Consider the following 26,962-nt stretch of genomic DNA (forward strand, 5'->3'; position numbering starts at 1 on the left):
AAAAACTGGAATCAACAAGACAATCATTATTAACTACAATTATTAAACAAGAATATAATTAGAATTAATATTTTTAATTAAGTTCATAAAAAATGAAAAATTTTAAAATAATATTTCAATGGTGAGTTTTAGGCATAAAAAAAGCCAGTTCAAAACGAACTGGCTTAATCATTACTAAAATTAGTAACTAAATAGGGAAATCAACATGAATACTTGTATTAACTGCAATTAATCAACAAGCATAATAGTAGACGCCCTATTTTTAATTAAGTTCAAAAAAATTCGAATATTCTGAAATTAATTTAATTTTTAATCAGAGACAACATCTGTTGTTCGTCAAACTGAGTGAAACTCATTGATTTATCAGTAAATAATGCGTCAACAAGCGCTTGCTTATCTTCTTGCATTTTAAATACTTTCTGTTCAATTGAGTTACTCATTATGAGCTTATATACAAAAACAGGGTTAGTTTGCCCAATTCGATAAGCACGATCAGTTGCTTGTTTCTCTACCGCAGGGTTCCACCATGGATCAAAATGTATAACTGTATCGGCCTGCGTTAAATTAAGACCGGTGCCGCCGGCTTTTAAACTAATTAAAAACACCGATGTTTTACCACTGGTAAACTCATCAATTACTTTATCGCGATGGCGTGTTTGGCCTGTAAGTAAGCTAAAGTCTATGTTTATTTCTTCTAGGCGTTTAGCTATTAAGTCGAGTGCCGAGGTAAATTGACTAAATATAATAACTTTACGGCCAAGGCTTAGCATTAATGGTAAATGGGTCGCTAGCCATTCTAATTTGGCTGAGCCAGCCTGCGTATCGGGCTCTATTAATTTAGGGTGACAACAAATTTGTCTGAGTTTCAATAATGCTTCTAAAAAAGCGAGTTTGCTTTTTTGTACGCCTTGCTCTGCAAATAAGTCGATTAACCTTTCTTCAAGAGCCTGCGTAATTCCCTGATACATTTCTTTTTGCTTAGGTTCAAACTCAAACTCTTTAGTTAACTCTGTTTTTTCAGGAAGTTCTTGCGCCACTTGTGCTTTAGTTCGGCGCATTATAAAGGGCATGATAAGCGCTTTTAATTGCTCAGCTCTTTGTATGTCTGCTTCGCGTTCAATAGGCGTTTGAAAATGCTGTTTAAAATGAGCTTGGGAACCAAGTAATGATGGCATAGCAAAGTCGAGTAACGATTTAAGCTCAAGCAAGTTGTTTTCGATTGGCGTACCACTTAAACATAATTTAAACTCGGCATTTAAACGTTTAACCAAGCGTGAGACTTGCGCTGTGTCATTTTTAATATATTGCGCTTCATCGAGAATTATATTTTCGAAATACAGCGGCGAATAATAAGCTATGTCACGCTTCAACAGTGGATATGTTGTTAATATGCATTGAGACTGGGCAAGGTGCTGTAATGGCTCGTTTCGGTGAGAGCCAAAAATAGTTGTTACCTTTAATCCTTTCGCAAACTTTGTTATTTCGTTTTGCCAGTTACTAACAAGGCTTGTAGGGCATACTATTAAAGTAGGCCCGGCTTGCGGACGGTTATAGGTGCTTGTTAAAAATGCGATAACTTGCAGTGTTTTACCAAGCCCCATGTCGTCGGCTAAAATGCCACCTAATTTGTGACGTTTTAAAAAACTTAACCAATCGACACCTTGTTGTTGGTACTCTCTAAGTTCTACTGAATCATTTAAGCCATGAAGCGACACCTTCGCCATAGTATGATCGGTATTATTTAACTCTTGTAAATAAAGCTCTAAAGAATCGTCATGTAGCTCAACATTTATGGCTGTGTGTTTTACAAGCTCAGGGAGGTACGAAAGCGGTATATTAAATTCGTCTCGTGTTTTTACAAACTCGAAACGCTGCTTAAATTCACACAGTAAATTTATCGCTGATTTATTTATAACGCCAAACTGACGACCTACAGGATAGTAATGAAATAATTCACTTTGACGATTCAGTGATTGATAAACGAGATCTTCGTTAGTGAAAAGTAACGCGGCTTTAGCATCACCAAGTATCACTTTACAATGCATTTGATGGCCTACGGCTCGATTAGCATAAAGTGTTACTTCGCTTTGTGGATTAGCCACTGTCATTTTGCTAATTGTTACTTTCCAACCCCGCTCTTTAAAGCTAGGAAGTACTTCATAAGTAAGCCAATGCAAGTGAATAGGGGATTGTTTAGTGAAAACAAATTCACTTTGTAAACCCCCTTTACAAAACTCAAAACCTAAATTTACAAGTTCATTTGTAACAGTATTCTCAAATGCATTATTTATTATGCTCGCGGGCGCTTCACCAGCTAAATAGTTTTTGTTTTTATACTTAAATAACAATGAAAGCGCTAAACCTCGCTCTCCCATAGTCACTTTTAACACTGCATTACTTGCAGCTTTAGGGAGCGCTGTTTGCGAATTTGTTGGATGTGGTATAACGCCTGCACCAAAGTTATCAGCTAACTGTTTATATATTCGATCAAAGTTTGCACTGTGTAACGCTGGCATTGTTTGTAAATGCGAAATTTCGTCAGCACTTAAAGGTGTACGTATACGACCAATTTTTAAATGATCTAAATCGATATAAGTAGGTGGGGTTGTTTTGAGCAGTGCCCAGCTTTTACTTTGCTCTAAATTAATACCCAGCTGAGTTAAGTCTTTTTCTTGTTGCCACTTAAAACTAAGTGCTTGACCGCTTTGTGGTTTAATAGCAACACGAGAGCGTTGTAAAAATAGGCGCTCCGTTGCAATTAACTGCTGCAGCGCGTTAAAACCCCATTGGCCTTTAAGCTCAATACTTCCGACAGCATTTTGCGAACGTATCCAACTGTAAAGCCTAAAGTCACTTTCGAGTAAATCATTCGGGGTTATAAAACTATTGAGTTGTTGATCCGTAAGGTTACGGCCTAATGTGTAATTTTGGTCTTTATCGTAATTGGCTATTTTAGGCGATAGAAATACTTTATTATTTTCGATATCTAAGACAAATAGTAAAACCTGAGATGGCATTGCTTGCTCTGCACTTTTAAGTGCACTTAACTCGCTAAACCAATCGTTAATAAAATAATCCTCACCGTATTCACCAGAGTGTTCTATCTTAAGTTTTAATAAAATTGCTGCAAGGTGTCGGCATTTCGTTTTTATATTACACGTGCAATGTGTGTCAACGGAGTAACCAGTTGGTAATTTACTGATCTCAATACGTTGATTAAACGGCGTACCGTTATCGCCTTGAACCGTTGAATCAACAACAGAAAAGTTAGAAGTATGCTCTAACCAAGTGATTTTGCCGTTTTTGTAGTACTCTTTCCCTTTAGCAAGCACGTTAGGCCTAAACAGTTTATTTATAAAGCGTTCGGAAAGAGGAAACTGGGTAGCCTGCTCATTTTTAATTTCTTCAAAAATAGCCAGTAAATCATTTTTTGATAAGTTAGCAGACATGTCACTCTAAGGATTAGTTTTTAAAAATAATTCTGCCAGTATATGCCTTATGTGCTTTGAGCTAAAGCAATATTAACGCTATATAAACTAGTAGGTGTTGATAGGTTGGTAAAAAATCGGTTTATGACTAAATTTAGAATGGATTTTGTTGAATAAATTGTAAAATGCAGCCCATTCAAAAAATAAAAACAACTTATATAATAGTTAGAGGGCTTTATAGATCAGAATTTTACTAACATTTTTTAAAACATGTGGCGAATAGCTAAAAAAGAGAAAGCCAGTTAGTAAAAAAATGATCTACGCTATAAAATAGGCTAAATAAGCGCATTAATAACGTATATAGATCAAATTTTTACTAACTTAATGATATAGCAGATCAATATTTTACTAACTATATAAACCCAACAGATCGCTATTTTACTAAGTAATTAATTAAAAGCACTTAATAACTTAGTAAGTTGATCTAATCGTTTGTCAGTCATCACTTTGTTATTTATTTTTATAGAAACGTCGCCACTTTTAAGGTTTCGTTGCAATGAAACAAAGTCATTTTCAAGTACAGCTTCACGTTTAACAACCATATGCGGCTCAGCAGTTAAGCATTTAGTTATTTCCATAGCGCGCTTGTCATCGCTTGTAATCGCATTAATTTCGTTATTGCTTGCTAGATCAACCACTAATTGATTAAAGCCCTCACAATCGCGCTCCTTTGCATTGACAAGCTTTTTAGCAACTTCTCTACCTACGTGATTAGCTGTTGGGTAAAGTGCTATAACATTTGCTGGAATTTGCTCATAGGCTTTAATCGCATCAGCTATAGCAGTATGAGACACACCTTCTATCGCTGCAATTTCACGATAAGATCCTTTTTTACCTTGCTCAATCAATTCATTTTTGGTTTGTTGATAAGCTTGTCCTAGTTCCCATAAACTTGGCGCAATATATTGATCTGATGACACAGCTAAAATTTTAGCATCTTGCTCTGTAAAATCACTTGAGCTCAGTACTAAGTAATCAGCATTCCCTAAAATACAAGCCATGCGACGTCGAGAGCCTGCTAAAACTAAGCTTGTATCACCTTGATCCCAAAGTAGAGCAGGATGCTGATTACGGCCATCGTCAGAGATTGCAGGAAGAATATCCGACACTGACTTTTCATTTAGAAGCGCTTGTACACGACGATTTTTACCATATACACCTGTTGTAGATTCAATATCTGCATGCGGGATCACTTTACAAATAAGTGTTATCTGCCGAGTAGGATCGCTAGGAGCGGGCATTCTTATCACATCGCCAGCACTGGCTTGTTCAAGGAGTGCATCGAGGCTGCTAGTACCTACAGCTGTTGCAAAAGGATCTAAGCGGGTGTCATTTTTACGTTTTTTAGCCATTTTTATTTAACATCCTTACTTAGGGGTATTTAATTTTGATTGTGTAGATTGCCAATTAGAGCGAATCAGCATTTCAAGCTCATCAACAACATCTTTTATGTTCTCTTGCGCACGCATAAGTGACTCACGACTCGCTAAGCTATCAGATGCTTTTTGATCAAAAATAGTGTTAAAAGATGAAGAGCTTGCTGTAATTGCTGAACTATGGTTGATGGGATAACTCATTACTTGGCGACCAAATGCACTACGCACATCTTTAACAATATCACGCTGTGAATGATTACCTTTAACGTAGTTGGTTACTAAAAACTGCATAAAGTCCCAGCCTTCATGACCAAGCGCGGCAACGGTATGATAAATCTCACCTAAGCGTTTTAAATATTTGTTATTAGCATCAAAATCCACAGCTTCTGGGTGAACCGGAATAAGCATTGCGGTTGATGCCATTAATGCGTTATAAAACATAAAGTTAAGCGTTGGAGCAGTATCAATAAGTAAAATATCAAACTCGTCTTTTACCGGTTCAATTACTTTTTCGAGTAACTTATGATAATGGCGAGTTTGTTCATAATTTGAGGAATCTTTGAGTATAGTGGCAGTTTCGTGTTCAAAATAAAAGTCATCCATACCAGAAGGTAAAACACGAATATTAGGAATATGAGTAGGTAAAAATGAATTTGATACAAATTCTGGCCATGTTTCACCTTCCTCTAACTCAATGCAATCACGCATTAAATCGCCAACAGTAATTGGGTCGTGTTCACTTGATGGGAAGAAACTTGATGACGATCCTTGTGGATCTAAATCAATAATACCAATGCGATAACGCTTAATATTTGTTGTAGCAAGCGCAGCAGCAATATTAACCATACTGGTTGTTTTACCACAACCGCCTTTGAGTGAATTTATAACAATAACTTGGAGTTTATCGTTTTCTGTACGGTGATCTGGCTTGATATCCATAATATCAGCCATGGAAAAAATATTTACAAGTGTGTAAGCGTAATGACCATTTGCACCGCGTTTTATGTTTAAATCGTCAAAATCACCATTATCATGACGTCTTTTTAATGTACGATTATTACAACCTAGTAAGTCTGCAGCTGCTTTTTGGGTGTATGTTCTTAATTCTTTCTCTTCTGATTTAAGATGAGCGCGGTAATGTTGAATACGTCCTTCTAGTGACTTTTCTGCAACCTCAGCAGTTGCTTTTAAAAGCCGATAGGTATTTAGCGCGTTATTGTTGATAGACATACTTTCCTTCCTCAAAGTTAGGCAGTTAGTATAATGTCCATTCAATTAGCTGTAAACAACTATTTATGACGACATGCATTTTAAAAAGAAGACATCTAATAATATTTTTACACCATTAATATTGCTTAGTATAAATAAAGAAGTTTAAAGGTGGTTAAATATATAAGGTAATAAAGGTTAAGCACCTTAAATTACTATGTAAGTTAATGATAAATATAAATAATAACTTTAAAAGCAGATCACCTTTATACTTGGTTAAGATCAGATCTTTATTAACACTCAGATCACCTTTTTACTAAGCAGTAATTTTGAAAGTGAGTTATGCACAGCTTACCCCTTAACTTATAAACAAAAACATACCATTAGATCAGTTTTTTACTAAGTAAATTATAAAGTTATGCACGTGCCAGTGCTGTAAACGGTAGCTTTAATTAGTATAGATCTGATCTATAGTAAGTACAGATCAGATCTATGCTAACTCAATATGCCTTTATCCACAGGGCAACAATTTTTAAACGGTATTTGTCGTGCTTAATTTGATAAAATAACTATTACAATGGACAAAATAACAGCTGAGTTAGTAAAAAGTCGGTTTATAGTTCGGTTGTTAGTATAATATTGATCTTAAAATATCAAAAATCAACACTACTTAGTATAAAAGTGATCTGAATAGATTATTTGAAGTTGGATCACTTTTATACTAACTTAAACATTTAACTTTTCTTTGTTTATGTGTTGTTATTAGCTGTCGCAATAAAAAATGGAAATAAGAACAATGAGCCGAAAGGTCAACATCTCGGTAGATAACTTGCCTGATACATTAAGAGGCCAAATTCACGGGGTGGAAAGTGCAATAGATAACGAAAGTTTAGCACTATTTACTGATAATAAAGATGTTCGCGTTTCTATTGAAAATGCTGCTCATGGATTACGTGCTTATTCAAATACGTTTAATCACTATGATTTATGGGGACGCTTTGTTCGATCTGGCCATAAAAAATTGCCGCTTGAAGAAGCACCGAAAAAAACAATCATTACCCGTAAAATATCAGAAAAGGTAGATGGTATTTTATACGATGGTGAAATTAAAATTACACCTGCCGTAGTAAGTACGCGCAAAGATGGTGAAGACGTTGAATATCTAGTTTGGCCATCAGACAGAGAAGAAAAAGTAGAACGCGCACTAATCCGTTTAGCGTCAAAAGGTAAAATAGTAAAAATTAATTTTAAGTCCGGTATTCAATATGCTGTGGTTTTTTCTATGAACGAGTTAGCGCAAGAACTTAAAGCCGTTGGGCAGTCAATGCCGTACCCAGCAATTAAAGAATCTCTCGAGGCGCTTCAAGGTTCTAAACTTTCGTTTAAATATTCTGCAACGGACACAAAAAACTCTGACATTGATGATTCCTTTTACGAATCAAATATGAACTTTTTATCGTCACTACATTTTAGTGGTAAAAAAGGTCAAGGCGGCAATGTTAAGTGTGTAGCCTGTTTAAATGCGTTTGTTCACAACATGATTGATAACCTTGAATACAAAGGATATTACTTTAACAGCGCACAAGAACTTAAACGTGGATTATCGCGTTGGATGATGCTTCGTTTGTATCACCTTTGGCGTTATGCAGCACCAGGTAAAACGTACCATTTTAGATTACTTTCAATTATGGAAAAATACGGATCTATTTATTCAACTGATGATATTACCGAAAATAAATTAAAAGCACTTCGTCGTGATATGACCACCACAATGAAAGATTTGATTGAAAAAGGTGCAATATCAGAATACAGCATTACAAACGTTAAAGATGACAAAACCGGTAACATTATCGATTACACATACGAAATGCACCCGTCTGATCAGTTTTGCGATGAAATACTTACATTGAACAAACACAATAAACGCATTGAAATCCAAGGCGGTAAACGCATTGTTGAAAATGCCGTGCTGATTGATGAAGATAAAATTGAAGAAATAGTAGAAAAATAATAACCGTTATTTTAAATACTGTACGGATAACTAAAAAGGCCACACTATGTGGCCTTTTTAACATAATGACTACCGCTCAACCTGTTCTAAATATAACCTATCAACCAAAAAATCATACTCGCGCTTACGAGGGTGAGTTTCGGGTTTTTGATAATCAGGTAATATACCTAATTTTACGTCTGGTTCTGGATTAATCAGAATAAAGGGTAATGCAGCACTCACATGATAGCGATTTTGCGCCGTATATCTCACATTTACCTGTGGACTCACTCGAGTAGGGCGGCGAATTCTAAGTTTTTCCTTTTCGCCTAAACTAGCAACCCGTAATTGTTCTTGAGCTACAAGTGATTGCCATTTTTGTTGATCTATCATTCTTGGATTTCGATAACTGGCCGATTTGTCGAGCATTTCCAGTGCCATTTTTTTAGTCAGCGTTTTAGTTGCGTGTTTGTGCATCCAAGTAAACCTAACCGAAAATGGCGATTCGCTTTCACTATGAATTTTACGATATGCAGCAAGCGTTATCAAATTTGGTATAGCATTGTGAACTGCTTCAAATCGAGCATCGTTGCTATCAATAGCTAAAATAGATTCTTTAAACGTAGCTTTAGCTTTATTTACTTGAGCTATACGATTATTTAAAGCTTGTTTATCTGCATTTTTAATAACGAGCAAACCAGGGTGCCTTTTTAAAACACGACTGCTTAATCCTGATTTTTTATACATGTCTGAAAAAGAGTTTAGGATTGCTTTTTGAGCAGGTACTCCAGTGATTTTAGAAACAAGTATAGATTCTGGAACTTTACTCTCATCGAAACTACTTACATCTGGTAATTGATAATATTCCGCTTTGGAGAATTCACACTCTTTTAGTTCTTCAATCAACCTCAAAGTTAATTCGTTCATTAAATCAAACTGACTTCTAATTTGTACCTTAGTTACCATTACACACCTCAAAGAACACATCTTACTATTCTAATGTTACTACATGCACTTTGCTTTGTCTAAATAAATAATTAATAGTACTCGGGGCTTATATTTATTTAATAACCATTTAAGTATGATGTGTTCTTTACGGTGAGGATATATAAACGAAGAAAGATTGAAACTTCTTACTAATTCATATTACATTGGAGTATTTACTTTGTCGTATATAAAAAGGCTAATACGCCAAGTACTAGATTATCTACGTAGTAGATGATAAAACTAAGTTTAGAAAAATGAGTTAAGCGGAGTTATATAATTTTCATATACTTATCCAACCGTCTTAGCATTTATAATTACTGACTCATATTACATCGTGTTGGTAGTACAGTGATCAGGCAAAAGGTTACAATGACTACAAATGCTTTTTGATATCAGTTCCTCTTTAAAGATACTTCTAGCAGTAGGAGCTTTAATCATGGTGAATTGTTAATTAGCACTATCACTTTGAAGAGAAAACTTAACGGTCTACCACACCTTTAAGTTGTGGCACTTTTGAATATAGTCCTGCATACGAGTGCTATACAAGGTTATGCGTCTAGGATTTAAAGCGCAGATAAATGATTACCACAAACGCTCATACCATACATTAAGGTCTGCACATAGCACTTGATCGCTATTAACTAATTATCCGTGTAAAGTTAAGATTACAGAACACACCATTTAAGTATGATGTGTTCCCATCTAAATTACGTATAACATCCCCTTATGCGCTATTTATTCTCAATGCATTAAAATTGTAAATAGTTAGCTCTAAATACATGTATTTTAACACTTTAGTTTCTTCTAAATAAAACTAAAGTGTATGTTATATAACCAGCTAGGTTAAGTAAGATTACTATTATACTTATCTCATAACTAAATAATTGGTAAATAGTGAATTTAGTCCTTGAACAAAGGGTAGTGCATACGTTAATTTCTTTGTATCAGGTAATGTAGGAATGAGGAAAAGAACATGCAACCGTGGAACCCAAATAGCTGGAGAGAGCTGCCAATACTGCAGCAACCTCAGTACCCAGATCAAGAAATACTAGAATCAGTAGAAAGCCAATTAAAAACGGCTCCGCCTTTAGTTTTTGCTGAAGAAACAAGAAGCCTATTCAAACAACTTGAAGATGTGTGCGAAGGTCGTGCTTTTTTACTTCAAGGTGGTGACTGTGCAGAATCATTTAGCGATTTTAATGCCGCTAACATTCGCGATACATTCAAAACAATCTTACAGATGGCTGTTGTATTAACTTACGGCGGTAAATGCCCTGTAGTTAAAATAGCGCGCATGGCTGGTCAATACGCTAAACCTCGTTCAGCAGACTTAGAAACAATTAATGGCGTGTCTTTACCATCTTACCGTGGCGACATTATTAATAATATCGAGTTTACAGAAGAAGCACGTATACCCGATCCACAACGCTTAATGACTGCATACCATCATAGTGCCGCTACGTTAAACTTATTACGTGCTTTTGCTCAAGGTGGCCTTGCCGATCTTCACCAGGTAAACCGTTGGAACATGGGCTTTGTTGCTGCAAATCCGCTTAAAGAAAAATACCAACAACTTGCAGATAAAATTCAAGACGCACTAGAGTTTATGGAAGTGTGCGGAATTAACTCTACAATTGCGCCAAGCTTAAAAGAAACCGATTTATACACTTCTCACGAAGCGTTATTACTTGGTTACGAAGAGGCGCTTACTCGTCGCGACCACTTATCGGGTGATTGGTACGATTGCTCTGCTCACTTTGTTTGGATTGGTGAACGTACTCGTCAACTAGACCATGCACATATTGAGTTTTTCAAAGGCATTAAAAACCCAATTGGTGTTAAAGTTGGCCCAGGTATGGACCCAGATGACCTAATTCGTTTAATTGATGCATTAAACCCAGATAACATTCCTGGTCGTTTAACGCTAATTACGCGTATGGGTGCAGATATACTTCCTGAAAAACTTCCAGCGCTAGTAAGAAGAGTTCAACAAGAAGGCCGTAAAGTAATTTGGAGCTCAGATCCAATGCACGGTAACACTGAAAAAGCGACATCAGGTTACAAAACACGTAACTTCGACAATATTATGCGCGAGATCAGTCAGTTCTTCGCTGTACATAAAGCTGAAGGTTCATACGCAGGTGGTGTTCACCTTGAGATGACAGGCCAGCACGTTACAGAGTGTACAGGCGGTGCTTACGGCTTATCTGATGATGACTTAGCACAGCGTTATAAAACGCAGTGTGATCCACGTCTTAACGCCGACCAAGTATTAGAGTTAGGCTTTTTAGTGGCTGATTTACTAAAAGACGCACGTAAATAATATTTTTTATATTAAAAAAACCGCTTAGTTGCGGTTTTTTTATGCTTAATTTAAATGACTAAGTTAGTACTTACGTCGCTCTAAGTCTGTTTCTATCAATATTTTTGCAGAAATTTCTTCAACAGAATGATGTGTAGAATTAAAATAAGCAATTTTATGACGCTTATAAAGCATCTCAACTTCGCGCACCTCAATACGGCACTGTTTAATAGACGCATATTTAGAATTAGCCATACGTCTGTGTCTAATTGCCGCAAGTCTCTCAGGGTCAATCGTAAGTCCGAATAACTTATGTTTATAAGGGACTAAACACTTTGGCAAACCTTCGTTATCTAAATCTTCTTCTGTAATAGGGTAATTAGCCGCTTTAATGCCGTACTGCAGTGCTAAATATAAGCTTGTTGGTGTTTTACCACTGCGACTAACGCCAATTAAAATGATGTCGGCTTCAGAAAAGTTTTTAATATTTCCGCCATCATCATTCATAAGAGCATAGTTAACAGCATCAATTCTAAAGTCATAACTTTTTTCGTGGATAGAGTGTGTTCGATGCATTTTTGGCACTGGGGCTACATTGAGCTCTTTTTCTATTTTTTCACTGTATGTAGTTAAAAAATCATAGGTAACCGCATTAGCTGATTTAATAATTTCACTCAAACTATGATTAACAAAAGTGAAAAAAACAAACGGTTTCTCGCCTGTTTTTGCAGCGGTGGCGTTAATTAACGCTTTAATCTCGTGCGCTTTTTCTTCTGTTTCTACAAAAGGAATGGTTTTATGATTAAAATCGATAGGAAACAACGATAAAGTTGCATGCCCAAAAACCTCAGAAGTAATCGCTGTTCCATCTGATATATAAAAAGCAGTTCTCATAATTAACCTTTTTATTACGTTTAATCCCTAAAATGGGTTTCTCACGGTTTACGTGAGGACTATTGCCAGTGTAGAATGTGCGTGGCCTTTATAAAAGGTTTTCTTTCTTAACTCTCACAGTTAGACCTACAATTTGTTTTTTTGGAGAAAGATCCGTGCAAGAATACGTTCTCTGGTATCAAGAGCTTGGTATGCAAGATGTTCCTCGAGTTGGCGGTAAAAACGCGTCACTTGGTGAAATGATTTCAAACCTAGCAAACGCTGGTGTACAAGTACCGGGTGGTTTTGCAACTACCGCCGATGCTTTTAATGAGTTTTTAGATCAATCAGGACTCACCGCTAAAATTCACGACATTTTAGATACTCTCGATGTTGATGATGTAAATACACTCGCTAAAGTCGGTGCCGATATCCGCCAATGGATAATCGACACACCATTTCAACCAAATCTAGATCAAGCCATTCGCGACGCATATAGCCAACTCCACGGCGATACAGCAGCAGATGTTTCGTTTGCAGTACGTTCATCAGCTACTGCTGAAGATATGCCAGATGCATCATTCGCAGGCCAGCAAGAAACTTTCCTTAACGTTGTCGGTATCGATTCAGTTATGGTCGCTATTAAACACGTATTTGCTTCATTATTTAACGACCGCGCAATCTCATACCGTGTTCACCAAGGTTACGATCACCGTGGTGTAGCATTGTCTGCTGGTGTTCAACGCATGGTACGTTCTGATAAGTCAGCATCTGGCGTCATGTTTAGTATCGATACTGAATCTGGTTTTGAAGATGTTGTATTCATTACATCAAGCTATGGCTTAGGCGAAATGGTTGTACAGGGCGCTGTTAACCCTGATGAGTTTTATGTTCATAAACCAACACTCCTTAAAAATAAACCTTCAGTAGTGCGTCGTAACATTGGCTCTAAAGCCATTCAAATGATTTACTCAGAAGATAAAGCACACGGTAAGCAAGTAGACATCGTTGATGTTGCCCCTGAGCTTTGTAATAAATTTTCGATTACAGATGAAGAAGTGCAAGAACTTGCCAAGCAAGCTGTAATCATCGAAAAACATTACGGTCGTCCTATGGACATCGAATGGGCAAAAGACGGTAACGACGGCAAACTATATATAGTTCAAGCACGTCCAGAGACTGTACGTTCAAACGAAGATTCTAACGTAATGGAACGTTTTCAATTAAATGGCACAAGCAACGTTGTTGTTGAAGGCCGTGCAATTGGTCATAAAATTGGTAGCGGTGTTGTGCGTGTTCTTGATTCAATCAAAGAAATGGATCAAGTACAAGTAGGCGACATTTTAGTAACCGATATGACCGACCCTGATTGGGAACCAATCATGAAACGTGCTGCAGCGATTGTAACAAATCGTGGTGGTCGTACGTGCCACGCGGCAATCATTGCTCGTGAACTTGGTATTCCAGCCGTTGTTGGTTGTGGTAACGCAACAGATTTAATTAAAGCGGGTCAAGAAGTCACTGTATCATGCGCCGAAGGCGATACCGGCTTTATTTACGAAGGTATTTTAGATTTTGAAATACTAACGTCGCGCGTTGATAAAATGCCAGAACTGCCAATGAAAGTTATGATGAACGTGGGTAACCCCGATCGTGCTTTTGACTTTGCACGCTTACCGCATGCGGGTGTTGGCCTTGCGCGAGTTGAATTTATTATCAACCGTATGATTGGCGTTCATCCAAAAGCGTTATTAAATTTTGATGCTCAAACAGATGCATTAAAAGCAGAAATCACAGATATGATTGCCGGTTACGAATCACCAGTGGAGTTTTACATAACAAAACTGGTTGAAGGTATTTCTACTCTAGGGTGTGCTTTTGCACCAGAGCGTGTAATTGTGCGTATGTCTGATTTTAAATCAAACGAGTACGCAAACCTAGTTGGTGGCCAGCAATACGAGCCGGAAGAAGAAAACCCAATGATTGGTTTTCGTGGTGCCGCACGTTATATCTCTGAAGACTTCCGCGATTGTTTTGCACTAGAATGTGAAGCTATTAAACGCGTTAGAAATACAATGGATATGCAAAACATAGAAATCATGATCCCATTCGTACGCACCCTTGAAGAAGGCAAACGCGTAATTGAACTACTAGAAGAGCATGGCCTTAAACGTGGCGAAAATGGTCTTAAAGTAATTATGATGTGTGAGCTTCCTTCAAATGCATTACTTGCTGATGAATTTTTAGAAATGTTTGATGGTTTTTCTATCGGCTCTAATGATTTAACACAGTTAACACTTGGTCTTGATCGTGATTCTGGGTTAATCGCACATTTATTTGATGAGCGTGACCCTGCAATTAAAAAGCTACTTTCTATGGCAATTAAAACAGCTAAAGCAAAAGGAAAGTACGTAGGTATTTGTGGCCAAGGTCCTTCAGATCACGAAGACTTTGCAGCATGGTTAGTAGAGCAGGGCATTGACTCTGTTTCACTAAATCCAGATACAGTAATAGAAACATGGTTATACCTAGCTAAAAAATTAGCAAAGTAATTAAATATGTAAGCTATAAAAAATGCCAGCAATGTTTTGCTGGCATTTTTTTATACTCAATTAAAGTAAATTAGCGGGCTAATTTTTTATCTAAATAAGCACATGATTTAGTTAACGCCTTTTGGCAAAGTGATAAGTAATGTCGCGCTTTAGAATAGTAAAACGAAAAACACAATAAACCCGCCATAAAAAATATAAGTGAAGGTCCTGGTACAACCGCAAAAAATAGTCCTAGCAAAATAAATAACACGCCACTGATCTGTAATAATAATTTTTTCATATAAAATACCTCATTACTCGTTATCTTGAGTATAATTTAAGCTGCATTAAAATCGACTAAAAGAGTGTTACAAACTGTAAAATCTTCAATTTCTATTCGCCATCATCATGATATAATTAGTCAAATGCCCTAAAATATAGCCGTCATGATAGCAACAATTACACAGCAAGATGCCGCGACAGAACTTGTTGAAAACTACCTAAGTACCATTGCAAATCAAGGTTTTACTGGAGATACCGACGCAAGTTATGCAACGCGTATTACCGCATCAACCGATAACAGTGTGTACCAGCAAATACCGCAAGGTGTTATTTTTCCAAAAAATGAAAAAGATATTCAGCTCGCATTGCAAACAGCATCTCGCGACCCGTTTTTATCATTAACTTTTGGTCCTCGTGGCGGTGGAACAGGCACTAACGGTCAATCGTTAACACCTGGTATTGTTGTAGATTTGTCACGCTATATGCGCGAAATCCTTGAAATAAATGTTGATGAAGGTTGGGTACGCGTTCAAACCGGCGTCATAAAAGATCAACTTAATGACTTTTTAAAGCCTTATGGCTTTTTCTTCTCACCTGATTTATCTACCAGTAACAGGGCAACTATTGGTGGCATGATAAGTACTGATGCTTCGGGGCAAGGTTCGTTAGTTTACGGCAAGACAAGCGACCATGTTTTAGGGCTTACAACTTATTTAGTTGATGGCACACCTATGTGCACCTCCCCAATAGACATCGACAAAGCACAAATTATAGCCGAGCAAGACTCTCTAATTGGTAGTCTATATAAAACAGTTTTAGATATTTCAATTAATGAACGCGCTGCTATTTTAGCTAAGTTTCCACGGTTAAATCGTTTTTTAACCGGCTACGACTTAGAGCATGTACTAAGTGATGACTTACTAACGTTTGACATGAGCCGCTTAATAACGGGTTCAGAAGGCTCATTAGGTATAGTAACAGAAGCTAAATTAAACCTCACACCTATTGCTGAATTTAAAACCCTTATAAATATCAAGTATGATAGTTTCGACTCAGCATTACGCCATTCACCATTTTTAGTCGATGCACGCGCAACATCGGTAGAAACCGTTGATAGCAAAGTTTTAAACTTAGCGCGTGAAGATATCATCTGGAATTTAGTATCGGACTTAATAACCGATGTACCAAATAAAGATATGCAAGGCCTGAACATGGTCGAGTTTAATGCAGTATCGAACGATGATATAAAAGACAAAGTGGACACGCTTTGTAAGCTTCTAGACGAATGCGTAGCAAATCAAACTAATGGCGTTATTGGTTATCAGTTAACTAGTGATAAAAGCGATATACTAAAAATTTACGCAATGCGTAAAAAATCAGTGGGTTTGTTAGGTAATGTAAAAGGCAGTCAAAAACCACTCGCTTTTGCAGAAGATACCGCTGTACCACCTGAAAACTTAGCAGATTACATTGTCGAATTTAGAGCATTACTCGACAGCCACAATTTACAATATGGTATGTTTGGTCATGTTGATGCTGGCGTTTTACACGTACGTCCGGCACTTGATATGTGTGACCCAGAGCAAGAAAAACTACTTAGAACTATTTCCGATCAGGTCGTAAAACTAACCGCTAAGTACGGCGGTTTAATGTGGGGCGAACACGGTAAAGGTTACCGAAGCGAATATAGTCCTGAATTTTTTGGTGAGCATTTATATACACAACTTCGTAAAATAAAAACAGCTTTCGACCCTAACAATCGCATTAACCCTGGTAAAATATGCACCCCTATCGATAGTGAAGACTCACTAGTTAGTGTGGATGGACAAAAGAGATCGCACTTCGATAAGCAAATATCAATAGAAGTTAAAACTAGTTTTAACAATGCAATGACCTGTAATGGTAATGGCATATGCTTTAATTACGATGAAAATTCACCTATGTGTCCATCGTATAAAGTGACTGGCGATCGTCGTAATTCACCAAAAGGACGTGCAAGTTTAATGCGCGAATGGTTACGCCTTCAAGAGTCAAAAGATGTAGATTTGCTCGAAGTAGAAAAACAGCTTAACAAGGGTGAAGTCATTACCTGGTGGGAACGTTTTGTTCACAGCCGCGAAAAACGAAAAGGTATTTACGACTTTTCTCACGAAGTTAAAGCGTCAATGGATGAATGTTTAGCGTGCAAAGCATGTACAACTGCCTGCCCAATAAAAGTAGATGTACCCACTTTTCGTTCGCGCTTTTTAAATTATTATCATAGTTATTATGCGCGCCCGCTAAAAGATTACCTTGTTGGCAATATAGAAAACAGCGCGCCATTAATGGCAAAGTTCGCAAAAGTTATAAATCCAATTGTTAAAACATCATTAGTTAGTAATGTTATTAAAAAAACAGTTGGTTATGTTGATACACCACAATTAAGTATTCCTGCACTTTCAAAGCGTGTTACTAAAACACAAAAATTCGATTTTGATTTATTAAATAAATTAAACGCAGAGCAACAAAGTGAATATGTATTAATAGTACAAGACCCATTTACGAGCTTTTACGAAGCGGAATTAGTAGAAAGTTTTATTACTTTAATAACCCAACTTGGCAAAAAACCAATGCTATTACCTTTTAAACCAAATGGTAAACCGCAACACGTAAAAGGTTTTTTGCATGAATTTAAAGTAACAGCAAAAAATGCAGCCGAGTTTTTAAATAAATTAAATGATATTAATGCACCGTTAGTCGGTTTAGATGCGTCACTCGTTATGTGTTACCGCGATGAATATAATACAATTTTAGAAAATAACCGTGGTGAATTTAATGTGCAACTTGCCCATGAATGGCTAGAGACCCAATCGTTTAAATCACTAAGCGCAAAAAAAAATACAGATACCGAATTTACATTATTGAGTCATTGTACTGAAACAACTGCACTGCCAAAAGCAGCAAATGTATGGCAAACAATTTTCAATGATATTGGTTTAACATTAAAAACAACAAATACAGGTTGTTGTGGAATGGCGGGAACTTATGGCCACGAAGCACAAAATCAAGATAACTCACGTGCGCTTTACGAAATGAGCTGGAAACCAATTGTAGATAAAAATAAACCAGAGCAACTTTTATCTACGGGCTTTTCTTGTCGTAGCCAAGTTAAACGTTTTGAACAATTTAAACCAAAACACCCAATTGAATTACTAGCACAGGTTCTTAAATAACTTTATAAAATAAGAGTACTTAAATAAGAACACTTATATAAGAGTACTTAAATAGTTTTATTTAAATACCAATTTAGTAAAATATTTATTAAATAAAAAAAGGCGCAACGATTAACTTCATCAATGATGAAATAACCGTTACGCCTTTTTCAAATCTATTATTTTAATTATCTAATTTAAATAACTGTTTTAAAAACTATTTTTTAGCAAAACTATCAGCAATAGGTTTAGTGCTAATGCCATGTATAAATACACTAAACAAAATAGTCGTCATTGCTATTGTCGCTATTTGATATTTGTTTTCTATTTGCGTATCTATCACCATCAATGTAAAAACAATTGATGCTAATCCTCTTGGCCCAAACCACGCAAATGTAAAACGCTCTTTAATACTCAATGCCGTAAACTGCAGAGACAGCATAACTGGAATTATTCTAATCAATGTTGTACTTAACAAAGCGTAAATTATAATTTCAGTATTTAATTTAGGAATAACTAAGTAAGCACAAACAAACCCGAACAAGCACCAAATCATTAACGATGTGAAATCTGCGATATGCTCTGAGTCTTCAATTAATTCTGTTCTAACTTCTTCAGTCGAAAATTTATCAAATAATAAGCCTGCAATAAACACTGCAATAAATCCACTGCCATGAAAATACTGCGTTACAGAAAACACCGCCATAGCAAAACCGAGTAATAAAAATGGACTGGTATTTTGTGCAAAGTAATGACGTTTCATTGCAAAGTTTAAACTCGGTATAAAAACAGCAATACTTGTAATAGCTATTAATAAAGCCAAGCTTAGCTCTCGGCCAAACACACTTAATATTTGTGTTGCGGTAATAGCTGAATCTGGGTTTTTAGCGAGTAATATAAATATTAAAAATATGGGCACGCATAATCCATCGTTCAAGCCACTTTCAGTATTTATCCCTTCACGTATTTTTTCAGGCACTTGTGTACTTGCTAGTAACCCTTTACTTAATGCCGCATCAGTAGGTGTTAAAATAATAGCGAGCAATGCTGCTTGAATAAGTGAAAGCTCAGCAAAGAAAAATAAAGCAACAGCAATACCGAGTAATAAAGTTAAGGGTAGGGCAACAAACAACAGTAAACTAGGATACTGAAAACTATGCCTTAATACACTCAACTTTGATTTAGCTGCATCAGAAAATAAAAAAATACTTAGCGTAAGCTCTATAAATGGTAATAAAAGATCAACGCCTTCTTTTATTTTATGCCCTTCGTTGGGTAGCATTGAAGCTAAACATATTCCGCCAACAACAAAAAACATTGGACCTGTTACTTCTGTTTTTTCTAACTGGCGAAGTGTTAAAGAATAAATTAAAAATAATCCGCCTATAAATGCTATTACTAAATACTCCATTAAATTTTCCTTTTAAGCCCTGACTTTGCTCGCTCTTTAATATTTGTTTGAATATAAATTTGATCGGTAGTCGCAATTTTAGAATGACCTAAGTCTTCCGATAGATGTTTAAGCGGTCTGGTTTGCGCATCGTGTGTGGCACCAGTATGACGAAGCCAATGTGCAGTTGCAGCGCCAAGTTGTTCAGCATCATCTTTAAAACCATCATCAAGTAATGATTGCTGTGCATAATCAAAACTTTGCTGAACCAAACGCCTAATTTGCCTTACGGTCATACCACCTTGCCCGCGAATTTTATGAACCAAAGGATCCGATTCATCAACACGGGGAAGGGCAGGTAAACCTCTGTATAGTCTATAACGTTTCAAATATTCAACAAAATCATCGCTTAAAGTTACATCTCGTAATTTATTACCTTTTCCCATTATACGTAAAAACCAAAAACCATCATTATCTTGCCAAAAATGAGACATCACCGGTGACCATTGCGGGCGCTCAGATAATTCTGAAATTCGTAAATAAAGACCTTTTAAGCAGGCAAGCGTAAATAAGTTTCGCTCTAAATCAGGGTTATGTTCGCATAAATCACGCGTTACACCAAAAACGTATTCCCATTGAATATCACTTAATGTGTCTGGAATTTGAATTTGTGATTGAACAACTAAGTACGGACTATTTTTTTTAACAACAGGGACAAAGTTAGCAAATGTTCTTTCTTCTAGTAAGGCAAACTTATAAAACACATTTAGAGCAGTAAACATAGACGATAAAGTTTGCTGACTAGCAATGGATTCTTTTAACATAAAAGGGCGCCAGTTTTGGTTTAATCTACGAATTCCTTGTTCATCTTTATAACGCCATTGCACTGAAGTTGCAGCCCATGCTTTATCGGGTTCGACCATAAAATCAACGTAAGCTTCAATATCTTCACGTTTTAAATTAAATACTGATTTTTCTGCGATTAACCACGACCATAAATAAAAGCGTTCAAGCTCATTTCGAAAACGACTATATGTGGCTTCTGATTTTCGGCCATAAACATATAAAAACTGATACAAGAATGTCAGATCGGCTTTTGATTCAGTTACAGTCAAGCCAATTTCCTGTATAAAGGATGCAAGTTCTGGGTATTCTGAATTGAGAGTACCGTCATCTAGATGGGCAATTTGATATCTTAATTGTTTTAACGTATCAACCAAAGCAACAAGCATAATGTATAAATATTCAATTAAATAATAGGCTTACAGAATAACGTTAAAGTCCGATACTGTCTAGTATTGGACATAGTAAAGTTCTAATTATTTTAATACCGTGATTATTCTATGGTTGTTGGTTGCTATATCTTATTAAGGAAAACATTATGAAAAAACTAATTATACTAAGCGTACTTGCTTTAACTGTTGCGTTAACTGGTTGTGCGACTACGGGTAGTGCATCACCAAGCGAAAAACGTTCACTTGTACAAAGTATGAAAGCAAACACGTTAGATAAATTATACGCTGAAAAACCTGATGTTAAAAAACAAATTGCTAATTCTGCTGGTTTCGCCGTTTTTGATAACGCTAACGTAAATGTTGTTTTAGCTAGTTTTGGTGGCGGTTACGGCGTAGTTAAAAATAATCTTACGGGTAAATCGACTTACATGAATATGGGTGAAGCCGGTTTAGGGCTTGGCTTAGGTGTAAAAGATTTTAATGTTGTAATGGTTTTTCATAATCAAGCTGCATTAAATAGATTTATTGAACATGGTTGGGCATTTGGCGGAAATGCAGATGCAGCAGCAAAATATGAAGATAAAGGCGGTGCACTGGTTGCTGAAGCAATTGCAGATCAAGTTACTGTATATTCTGTAACCGAAAATGGCCTTGCACTACAAGCTGTATTAAAAGGAACTAAGTTTTGGGTAGATTCAGAGCTTAATTAACCACCAAGTTACTCTCCTAAAAGCGAGCTGGTTTGTATAATCATGCTCGCTTTATTAAAAGTCACACTATTTAACATAACGTAATTTATGGGCTAAAGCTGTACCATTAAAAATAAACTATTTACTATGTCCTCTAGTGTCACTTATACTCAGAATATTATTAATCCTTTAAGGCTGATCTATATTGTGTGATTTTAACTATTACCTTGAAATACTTCGAAACGTTTCTCTCATAATAGTCCCCACACTAGTAGGCTATATTTCTTTTAAACAATACAATATTAATAAATTAAAATATGATGTCGAGCATCACAAACTTAAGCTAGATCTTTTCAACAAAAGATTTGATGTATTTGATACTACGATGAAGCTCTACAAAGAAACTCTGGAAAATACAGTCAAACAAGAAACATTTAATGATTTCAATACAAGCTATAACTCTTCATTTTTCCTTTTCCCAAAGTCTTCTGGTGTTTATGACTTATTAGATGATTTTCATAAACGATTTGTCGCAATTCGTGGATATAGAGGAGCTCCTTATAAAAATGGTTCTTTAATCATGGATGTGGATACTAGCAAGAATATTTCCGAAAACTTAAATTGGATTAGAGATAATATTCCGGTTTTAAAAGAACTTTTATCTATACATATATCTGTGCCTTAATATATTAAGGCATCCAACTTTTCATTGATTTCTAAAATAATAGTTTATCTGTATAGTCTATTTTATATTTATTTGTCGTTTAACTTTTTATCAAACGCCTCAGCTAACTTTTCAGTTTCACTAAACACGGTATTCCAATATTTTATACGCGTGTCTGCATCGAGCTCGGTAAAGTCGTTTCTGTCTGGAATTTTCCCGTAAGGCAAGCCGGCTATAAATTCTTTTGATGGAGTAATCATTACCACGTTATCGTAATTAAGAGGTGATACTTTACGTTTTAAATTTTTATCGAACCACCCTGCTTTTGGCTCGCTATTAAAATGAGGATATAAAATAAGTCCTGGGTTATTAATTTTTAAATCAAAGTGGTAGTCAATTATTCCGCCATCGCGATACATACCTTGCGGCGAGCCTGCAATATTTTTTATGCCTTGCATAACAAGTGGTATTGAACCCGATGCAAGTAACGCGTCTTTTAAATTATTTTGAGTAAGCGCTATGTTTTGTGTTTTAAAATTGTAGGTATCGGTAATTGATAAGTCACTTGTTGCTGGGGCAAATATAAAACGCTCATATTGCGAGCCTAATAATTTTCGGTTAACGCGGTTTAACATATAACTTTTTGATAAACCCATTAACTGTATTAATTTATTTTCGCTGGCTATAAAGCCATTCGATTTAGCTACTATAAAGTGCGCTTTAAATATTGGGTTATTTATAATTTCGGTGACGCCGTTGTCGCCAAAAACATCTTCAAGTAATGCGCGCGCTTTTATTGTTATTTCATTTGGTGTTGGTTTATTACTTGAGTACCTAGTTTGCGAATACGATTTTGCTAAGCGCTCAATCGCGGCAACGGGATCGTTTTGTGCAAAACATGCAGAGCGAAAAGCGCCGGCAGATGAGCCAATTAAATTAAGTGGTTGGGTACGATTTTTAAAAAATTCACCAAAAATATATTTATCTAAGCCAAATAATGTAAACCATTTAGGGCCGCCACTTGCACCTAAAAAAGAGGTGAAAAGTTCTGGTTTAAAACCTTGTTCGTTTATTATTTTTGCTGCGGTTTTACCTGCATGGATCTCGATCATTTAAAAAATTGTGCCTTAAATTTTAGTTTCTTCAGTTATATTTACAACACTGAAAGTGAATATTTATGCAAAATAAAAAGCGACTTTATGTTGCCATAAAACCGCTTTTTATAGTTAAGTGTGCTTGAGTTAGTCCCAAATGCCGTCTTCGCATTTGCCCTGTACTTTTACATCTTTTACTTTAAATTCGGGCTCTAAACCTTTGTCTCTTTGTGCGTTGTAATCGCTTGTAACAGACAAAATAGTCGGCGTTAACAGTATAATAGCGATAACGTTAACCACTGTCATTAACCCTAAGGCAATATCGGCTAAATCCCAGACTTCTTTTAACGTGGCCGATGCGCCCCACAACATCATTGATAAATAAAGCAAAGTGTAAATACCGCGCCCTACTTTGTTGTCGAGCTTAAATAAGTGCAAGTTACTCTCTGCATAGGCGTAGTTTGCCACTACCGATGTAAAAGCAAACAAGGTAATAGCGGCTGCTACAAAGTAAACACCACCTTGTGCTAAGTGAGCAGTCATCGCGCTTTGTGTTAAACGAATGCCTTCCATTTCACCGCTAATGTCTATATCGGCTAATAAAATGATCACAGCGGTACAGCTACACAGTACGATTGTATCGAAAAATACGCCTAGCATTTGTATGTAACCTTGCGTTACTGGGTGATTAGGAATTGGGCTGGCACTTGCTGAAGCATGCGGAACACTACCTGCACCGGCCTCATTAGAATATAAACCACGTTGAATACCGTTTTTAATGGCTGCGCCCATTGCACCGGCGCCTGCTTCTTGCAAACCAAACGCTGATAAAAATATATCCTTAAGCATGGCGGGTACTTGCGTGAAATTTATAATAGTAATAATAACGGCGGCAAGTACAAACACAATGCCCATTATTGGCACAACACGCTCTGCAAATCGGGCAATTGCTTTAAAGCCACCGAGTATAATTGAGCCAGCGAGTACGGTAATAACCAGGCCTGAATAAAATGTAGGAACTTCAAACGCGTAATTAAGTGCGTCGGTAATTGTGTTAGTTTGCATTGCGCTAAACGTAAAGCCGTAACCTAAAAATAAACATGCGGCAAACACAATTGCAAACGCTCGGCTACCCAAACCTTGTTGAATATAATATGCAGGGCCGCCTCTAAACTCGCCGCTACTATCGCGCACTTTATATACTTGACCAAGTACGCTTTCAGCAAAGCCTGTAGCCATACCCAATATGGCTATTACCCACATCCAAAATATAGCTCCGCTGCCACCAAGTGAAATTGCCACTGCCACACCGGCTAAATTACCTGTGCCTACACGTGCGCAAAGCCCTGTACACAATGCTTGAAATGATGAAATGTCGTCTTTTTTACATTTGCTACTGCCTTTTAAAAGGCTAAACATATGTTTAAATTTAAGTATTTGAATTGCTTTTAGTCGTACTGAAAACCATATCCCTGTAAACAAGAGTATATAAATAAGTACCTGACCTTCTCCCCACAAAAGGTTGTTTACGCTTTTGACGACGGTATCGAACATTGCTAATTCCTTCTTATATTTTTTATATTAGTATCCTGTTGCGGATATAACGGCTTTTGCTTACGACATCGACTTAAATTTTATACTAATAAGGCAGCCATACTTTTTGCTGCCTTAAAACTATACATTATTTGTTTTGCAAATGAACTCCTGCAATCATGCATCTAACTGATCCACCAGCCGACTCAATGGTAGGAATCGGTAACGGTACAAGCTTAGCCGTTTTTTGTATGGCTGCTATTTGTGCTGTTGTGAGCGCATTAAATGCTGTTTGCGATAACGCTAAAATACGGCCATTGTTACCTTGTAACTCTATGGCGTTACCACAAAATTGATTAATTTGATCGAGTGATAAATCAATTACTTCGTGATGGCTTTGTAAAAAATGAGTAACTAGCGCTTTACGCTCCTCACTTGGCACCATGTTTAAGCCAACCATTACAAACTCAGTTGCAACGCACATTAATACATTAGTGTGATAAACCGCAGTGCCTTGTTCGTCATATGCATTAAATATAACGGGTTTTAATGCGAGAAAATTACAAACTGTATTAACAACCGATTGAGTTGTTCTTTTAGATTTTGCTGCATAAGCCAGTTTATGTTGATGATCGAGAACCAGTGAGCCCGTGCCTTCTAGGAATGAATTTTCTTTCACCAAATGCGCATAATCAGTCACAACCGTCACTTTATAGTGATCCGTTAAAAAATCAATAATATCTTTTCGATATTCTAACCTTCTGTTTTCTACAAACATTGGGTAGATTATTAATTGGCCACTTTGATGAGTTGAAAACCAATTGTTAGGAAAAACTGAATCGGGAGTGTGTGTTTGCTCATCTTCAAAAAGGTGAACTGTTACCCCTTCATTTTTTAATATTTGTACGGCATTAGTCACTTCTTTAAATGCTTGTTCACTTTGGTTTTGTGCTAAGCATTCACTTTGAAATGCGTTATCGAGCATTGTGTGTGGGTTAGATGTAAAGTGATGTGGCCTTACCATCACTACAGCTCTGGGGGCTTGGTTTACTTCGCTCATGCCACGTGCTCTTTTACTAATGGTTGATCACTAAGCACTGAAAATAAATTACGAGGATCCGCTTGTTGTGTAATTAAATCAAGCAAAGCAAACTCGCCCGTTTTAATTAACTCATCACGTATAAATACCAGTGCGGTAAAGTCTTCGCTCGCAAAGCCAACGCCGTCAAAAATGGTTAATTCATCTTGGCTAGTACGCCCAAGCGACTGCTTATTAATAACTTTATGAAACTCAGTTACTGTAAAGCTTGGACTCATTTGTTGAATTTCGCCCTCTATTCGAGTTTGTGGCTCGTACTCAACAAATACATTAGCACGCTCAAGCAATCTAGCATCTAACTCTGTTTTACCTGGGCAATCACCACCTATGGCATTAATGTGCACACCTTGTGGGATCATCTCATTTGTTAAAATAGTAGCGTTAGTTTTATCAGCAGTACAGGTAGTGATAATATCTGCCCCTTTTACTGCCTCTTGTACACTATTACAAATAGTCACGTTTAACCCGCATGCACTTAAATTAGCAAATGCTTTTTTAGAGGCGCTTTTATCTATATCGTATAAATGAATATGCGTAATACCTAGTACCGCTTTAAAAGCGAGTGCCTGAAACTCTGATTGAGCGCCATTGCCTATTAAAGTAAGGGTTGTTGAGTTTTTAGGTGCTAAATATTTAGCTACCATTGCAGAAGTTGCGGCTGTACGTAGTGCTGTTAGTAAACACATTTCGCTTATCATAACCGGATAGCCACTATCTACATCGGCTAAAATACCAAATGCAGCGACTGTTTGAAGTTCTCTAAAGGTGTTTTTTGGGTGACCATTTACATATTTACAGCTGAACATTTGGCCATCACTCACTGGCATTAGCTCTATTACACCCTCTGGTGAGTGTGCTGCATAGCGAGGTGACTTATCAAACTCAGTCCAACGGGCAAAGTCGGTTTCTAATTTATGTGTTAGATCTAGCAAAACGTTTTCGACCCCTAAGCTATTTATAAGCTTAACCATTGCCTGAACGCTAACAAATGAAACGCCTTGTTTTGGCTGTGCTATAAAATGACTCATA

18 protein-coding genes are annotated in these 26,962 nt (G+C 36.7%); 6 read left to right on the forward strand and 12 right to left on the reverse strand.

Annotated elements, in window-relative coordinates:
* Positions 1-302: 302 nt before the first annotated feature.
* The 3 genes from CWB66_RS00830 to CWB66_RS00840 all read right to left on the reverse strand — a co-directional run bounded on the left by CWB66_RS00830 (position 303) and on the right by CWB66_RS00840 (position 6,094).
* Positions 303-3,449 (reverse strand): DEAD/DEAH box helicase, encoded by a 3,147-nt coding sequence (locus CWB66_RS00830; RefSeq protein ID WP_138583972.1) that lies wholly within the window; start codon positions 3,447-3,449, stop codon positions 303-305.
* Between the two features lie 428 nt (positions 3,450-3,877).
* The gene (locus CWB66_RS00835) at positions 3,878-4,840 is read right to left on the reverse strand and encodes a transcriptional regulator (RefSeq protein ID WP_138583973.1); all 963 of its coding nucleotides are present in this window, start codon (positions 4,838-4,840) and stop codon (positions 3,878-3,880) included.
* A gap of 15 nt (positions 4,841-4,855) precedes the next feature.
* The gene (locus tag CWB66_RS00840) at positions 4,856-6,094 is read right to left on the reverse strand and encodes an AAA family ATPase (protein WP_138583974.1); all 1,239 of its coding nucleotides are present in this window, start codon (positions 6,092-6,094) and stop codon (positions 4,856-4,858) included.
* A 775-nt stretch (positions 6,095-6,869) separates the two neighbouring features.
* On the opposite strand from CWB66_RS00840, the gene CWB66_RS00845 reads away from it, so the two are divergent.
* Entirely contained in the window at positions 6,870-8,084 is a 1,215-nt protein-coding gene (locus CWB66_RS00845) for a replication protein A (protein WP_138583975.1), read from the forward strand.
* A gap of 69 nt (positions 8,085-8,153) precedes the next feature.
* Here the strand turns inward: CWB66_RS00845 and CWB66_RS00850 are convergent, their stop codons facing one another.
* The gene (locus CWB66_RS00850) at positions 8,154-9,029 is read right to left on the reverse strand and encodes a DNA replication terminus site-binding protein (RefSeq protein ID WP_138583976.1); all 876 of its coding nucleotides are present in this window, start codon (positions 9,027-9,029) and stop codon (positions 8,154-8,156) included.
* Positions 9,030-10,023: 994 nt separating this feature from the next.
* On the opposite strand from CWB66_RS00850, the gene CWB66_RS00855 reads away from it, so the two are divergent.
* A complete protein-coding gene (locus tag CWB66_RS00855; protein WP_138583977.1) occupies positions 10,024-11,373 on the forward strand; it encodes a class II 3-deoxy-7-phosphoheptulonate synthase in 1,350 nt (449 codons plus the stop codon).
* A gap of 63 nt (positions 11,374-11,436) precedes the next feature.
* On the opposite strand, the gene ppsR is transcribed toward CWB66_RS00855, so the two are convergent.
* Positions 11,437-12,246, reverse strand: coding sequence for a posphoenolpyruvate synthetase regulatory kinase/phosphorylase PpsR (gene ppsR, locus CWB66_RS00860; protein WP_077535338.1), 810 nt, complete (start codon positions 12,244-12,246; stop codon positions 11,437-11,439).
* A 155-nt stretch (positions 12,247-12,401) separates the two neighbouring features.
* Between ppsR and ppsA the strand changes: the two genes are divergently transcribed.
* The gene (gene ppsA, locus CWB66_RS00865) at positions 12,402-14,777 is read left to right on the forward strand and encodes a phosphoenolpyruvate synthase (RefSeq protein ID WP_138583978.1); all 2,376 of its coding nucleotides are present in this window, start codon (positions 12,402-12,404) and stop codon (positions 14,775-14,777) included.
* 70 nt (positions 14,778-14,847) lie between these two features.
* On the opposite strand, the gene CWB66_RS00870 is transcribed toward ppsA, so the two are convergent.
* A complete protein-coding gene (locus CWB66_RS00870) occupies positions 14,848-15,057 on the reverse strand; it encodes a PGPGW domain-containing protein (protein ID WP_138583979.1) in 210 nt (69 codons plus the stop codon).
* A 145-nt stretch (positions 15,058-15,202) separates the two neighbouring features.
* Between CWB66_RS00870 and ydiJ the strand changes: the two genes are divergently transcribed.
* On the forward strand, positions 15,203-18,250 hold the full coding sequence (gene ydiJ / locus CWB66_RS00875) for a D-2-hydroxyglutarate dehydrogenase YdiJ (protein WP_138583980.1): 3,048 nt from the start codon (positions 15,203-15,205) through the stop codon (positions 18,248-18,250).
* A gap of 196 nt (positions 18,251-18,446) precedes the next feature.
* On the opposite strand, the gene CWB66_RS00880 is transcribed toward ydiJ, so the two are convergent.
* Positions 18,447-19,640, reverse strand: a complete 1,194-nt coding sequence (locus CWB66_RS00880) for a cation:proton antiporter (RefSeq protein WP_138583981.1) — start codon at positions 19,638-19,640, stop codon at positions 18,447-18,449.
* Positions 19,640-20,851 (reverse strand): tyrosine-type recombinase/integrase, encoded by a 1,212-nt coding sequence (locus CWB66_RS00885; RefSeq protein ID WP_138583982.1) that lies wholly within the window; start codon positions 20,849-20,851, stop codon positions 19,640-19,642. The genes CWB66_RS00880 and CWB66_RS00885 overlap by 1 nt, the downstream gene beginning before the upstream one ends.
* A gap of 149 nt (positions 20,852-21,000) precedes the next feature.
* Here CWB66_RS00885 and CWB66_RS00890 point away from each other — a divergent pair, with 149 nt between their 5' ends.
* Positions 21,001-21,564, forward strand: a complete 564-nt coding sequence (locus CWB66_RS00890; protein WP_024597891.1) for a lipid-binding SYLF domain-containing protein — start codon at positions 21,001-21,003, stop codon at positions 21,562-21,564.
* Between the two features lie 184 nt (positions 21,565-21,748).
* Positions 21,749-22,228 carry a hypothetical protein gene (locus tag CWB66_RS00895; protein WP_138583983.1) on the forward strand — a complete coding sequence of 160 codons (480 nt, stop codon included), beginning with the start codon at positions 21,749-21,751 and terminating at the stop codon, positions 22,226-22,228.
* A gap of 68 nt (positions 22,229-22,296) precedes the next feature.
* On the opposite strand, the gene CWB66_RS00900 is transcribed toward CWB66_RS00895, so the two are convergent.
* The 4 genes from CWB66_RS00900 to ocd form a co-directional block, all read right to left on the reverse strand.
* Entirely contained in the window at positions 22,297-23,319 is a 1,023-nt protein-coding gene (locus CWB66_RS00900; protein ID WP_138583984.1) for a patatin-like phospholipase family protein, read from the reverse strand.
* Positions 23,320-23,448: 129 nt separating this feature from the next.
* Positions 23,449-24,855 carry an alanine/glycine:cation symporter family protein gene (locus tag CWB66_RS00905; protein WP_138583985.1) on the reverse strand — a complete coding sequence of 469 codons (1,407 nt, stop codon included), beginning with the start codon at positions 24,853-24,855 and terminating at the stop codon, positions 23,449-23,451.
* Positions 24,856-24,982: 127 nt separating this feature from the next.
* A complete protein-coding gene (ctlX, locus tag CWB66_RS00910) occupies positions 24,983-25,894 on the reverse strand; it encodes a citrulline utilization hydrolase CtlX (RefSeq protein ID WP_138583986.1) in 912 nt (303 codons plus the stop codon).
* Entirely contained in the window at positions 25,891-26,961 is a 1,071-nt protein-coding gene (gene ocd / locus CWB66_RS00915) for an ornithine cyclodeaminase (protein WP_138583987.1), read from the reverse strand. Before ocd ends, ctlX begins: the two co-directional genes overlap by 4 nt.
* Position 26,962: the final 1 nt, after the last annotated feature.

Source organism: Pseudoalteromonas sp. S558, from assembly GCF_005886635.1.
In the GTDB taxonomy this organism is placed as follows: Bacteria; Pseudomonadota; Gammaproteobacteria; order Enterobacterales; family Alteromonadaceae; genus Pseudoalteromonas; species Pseudoalteromonas aliena.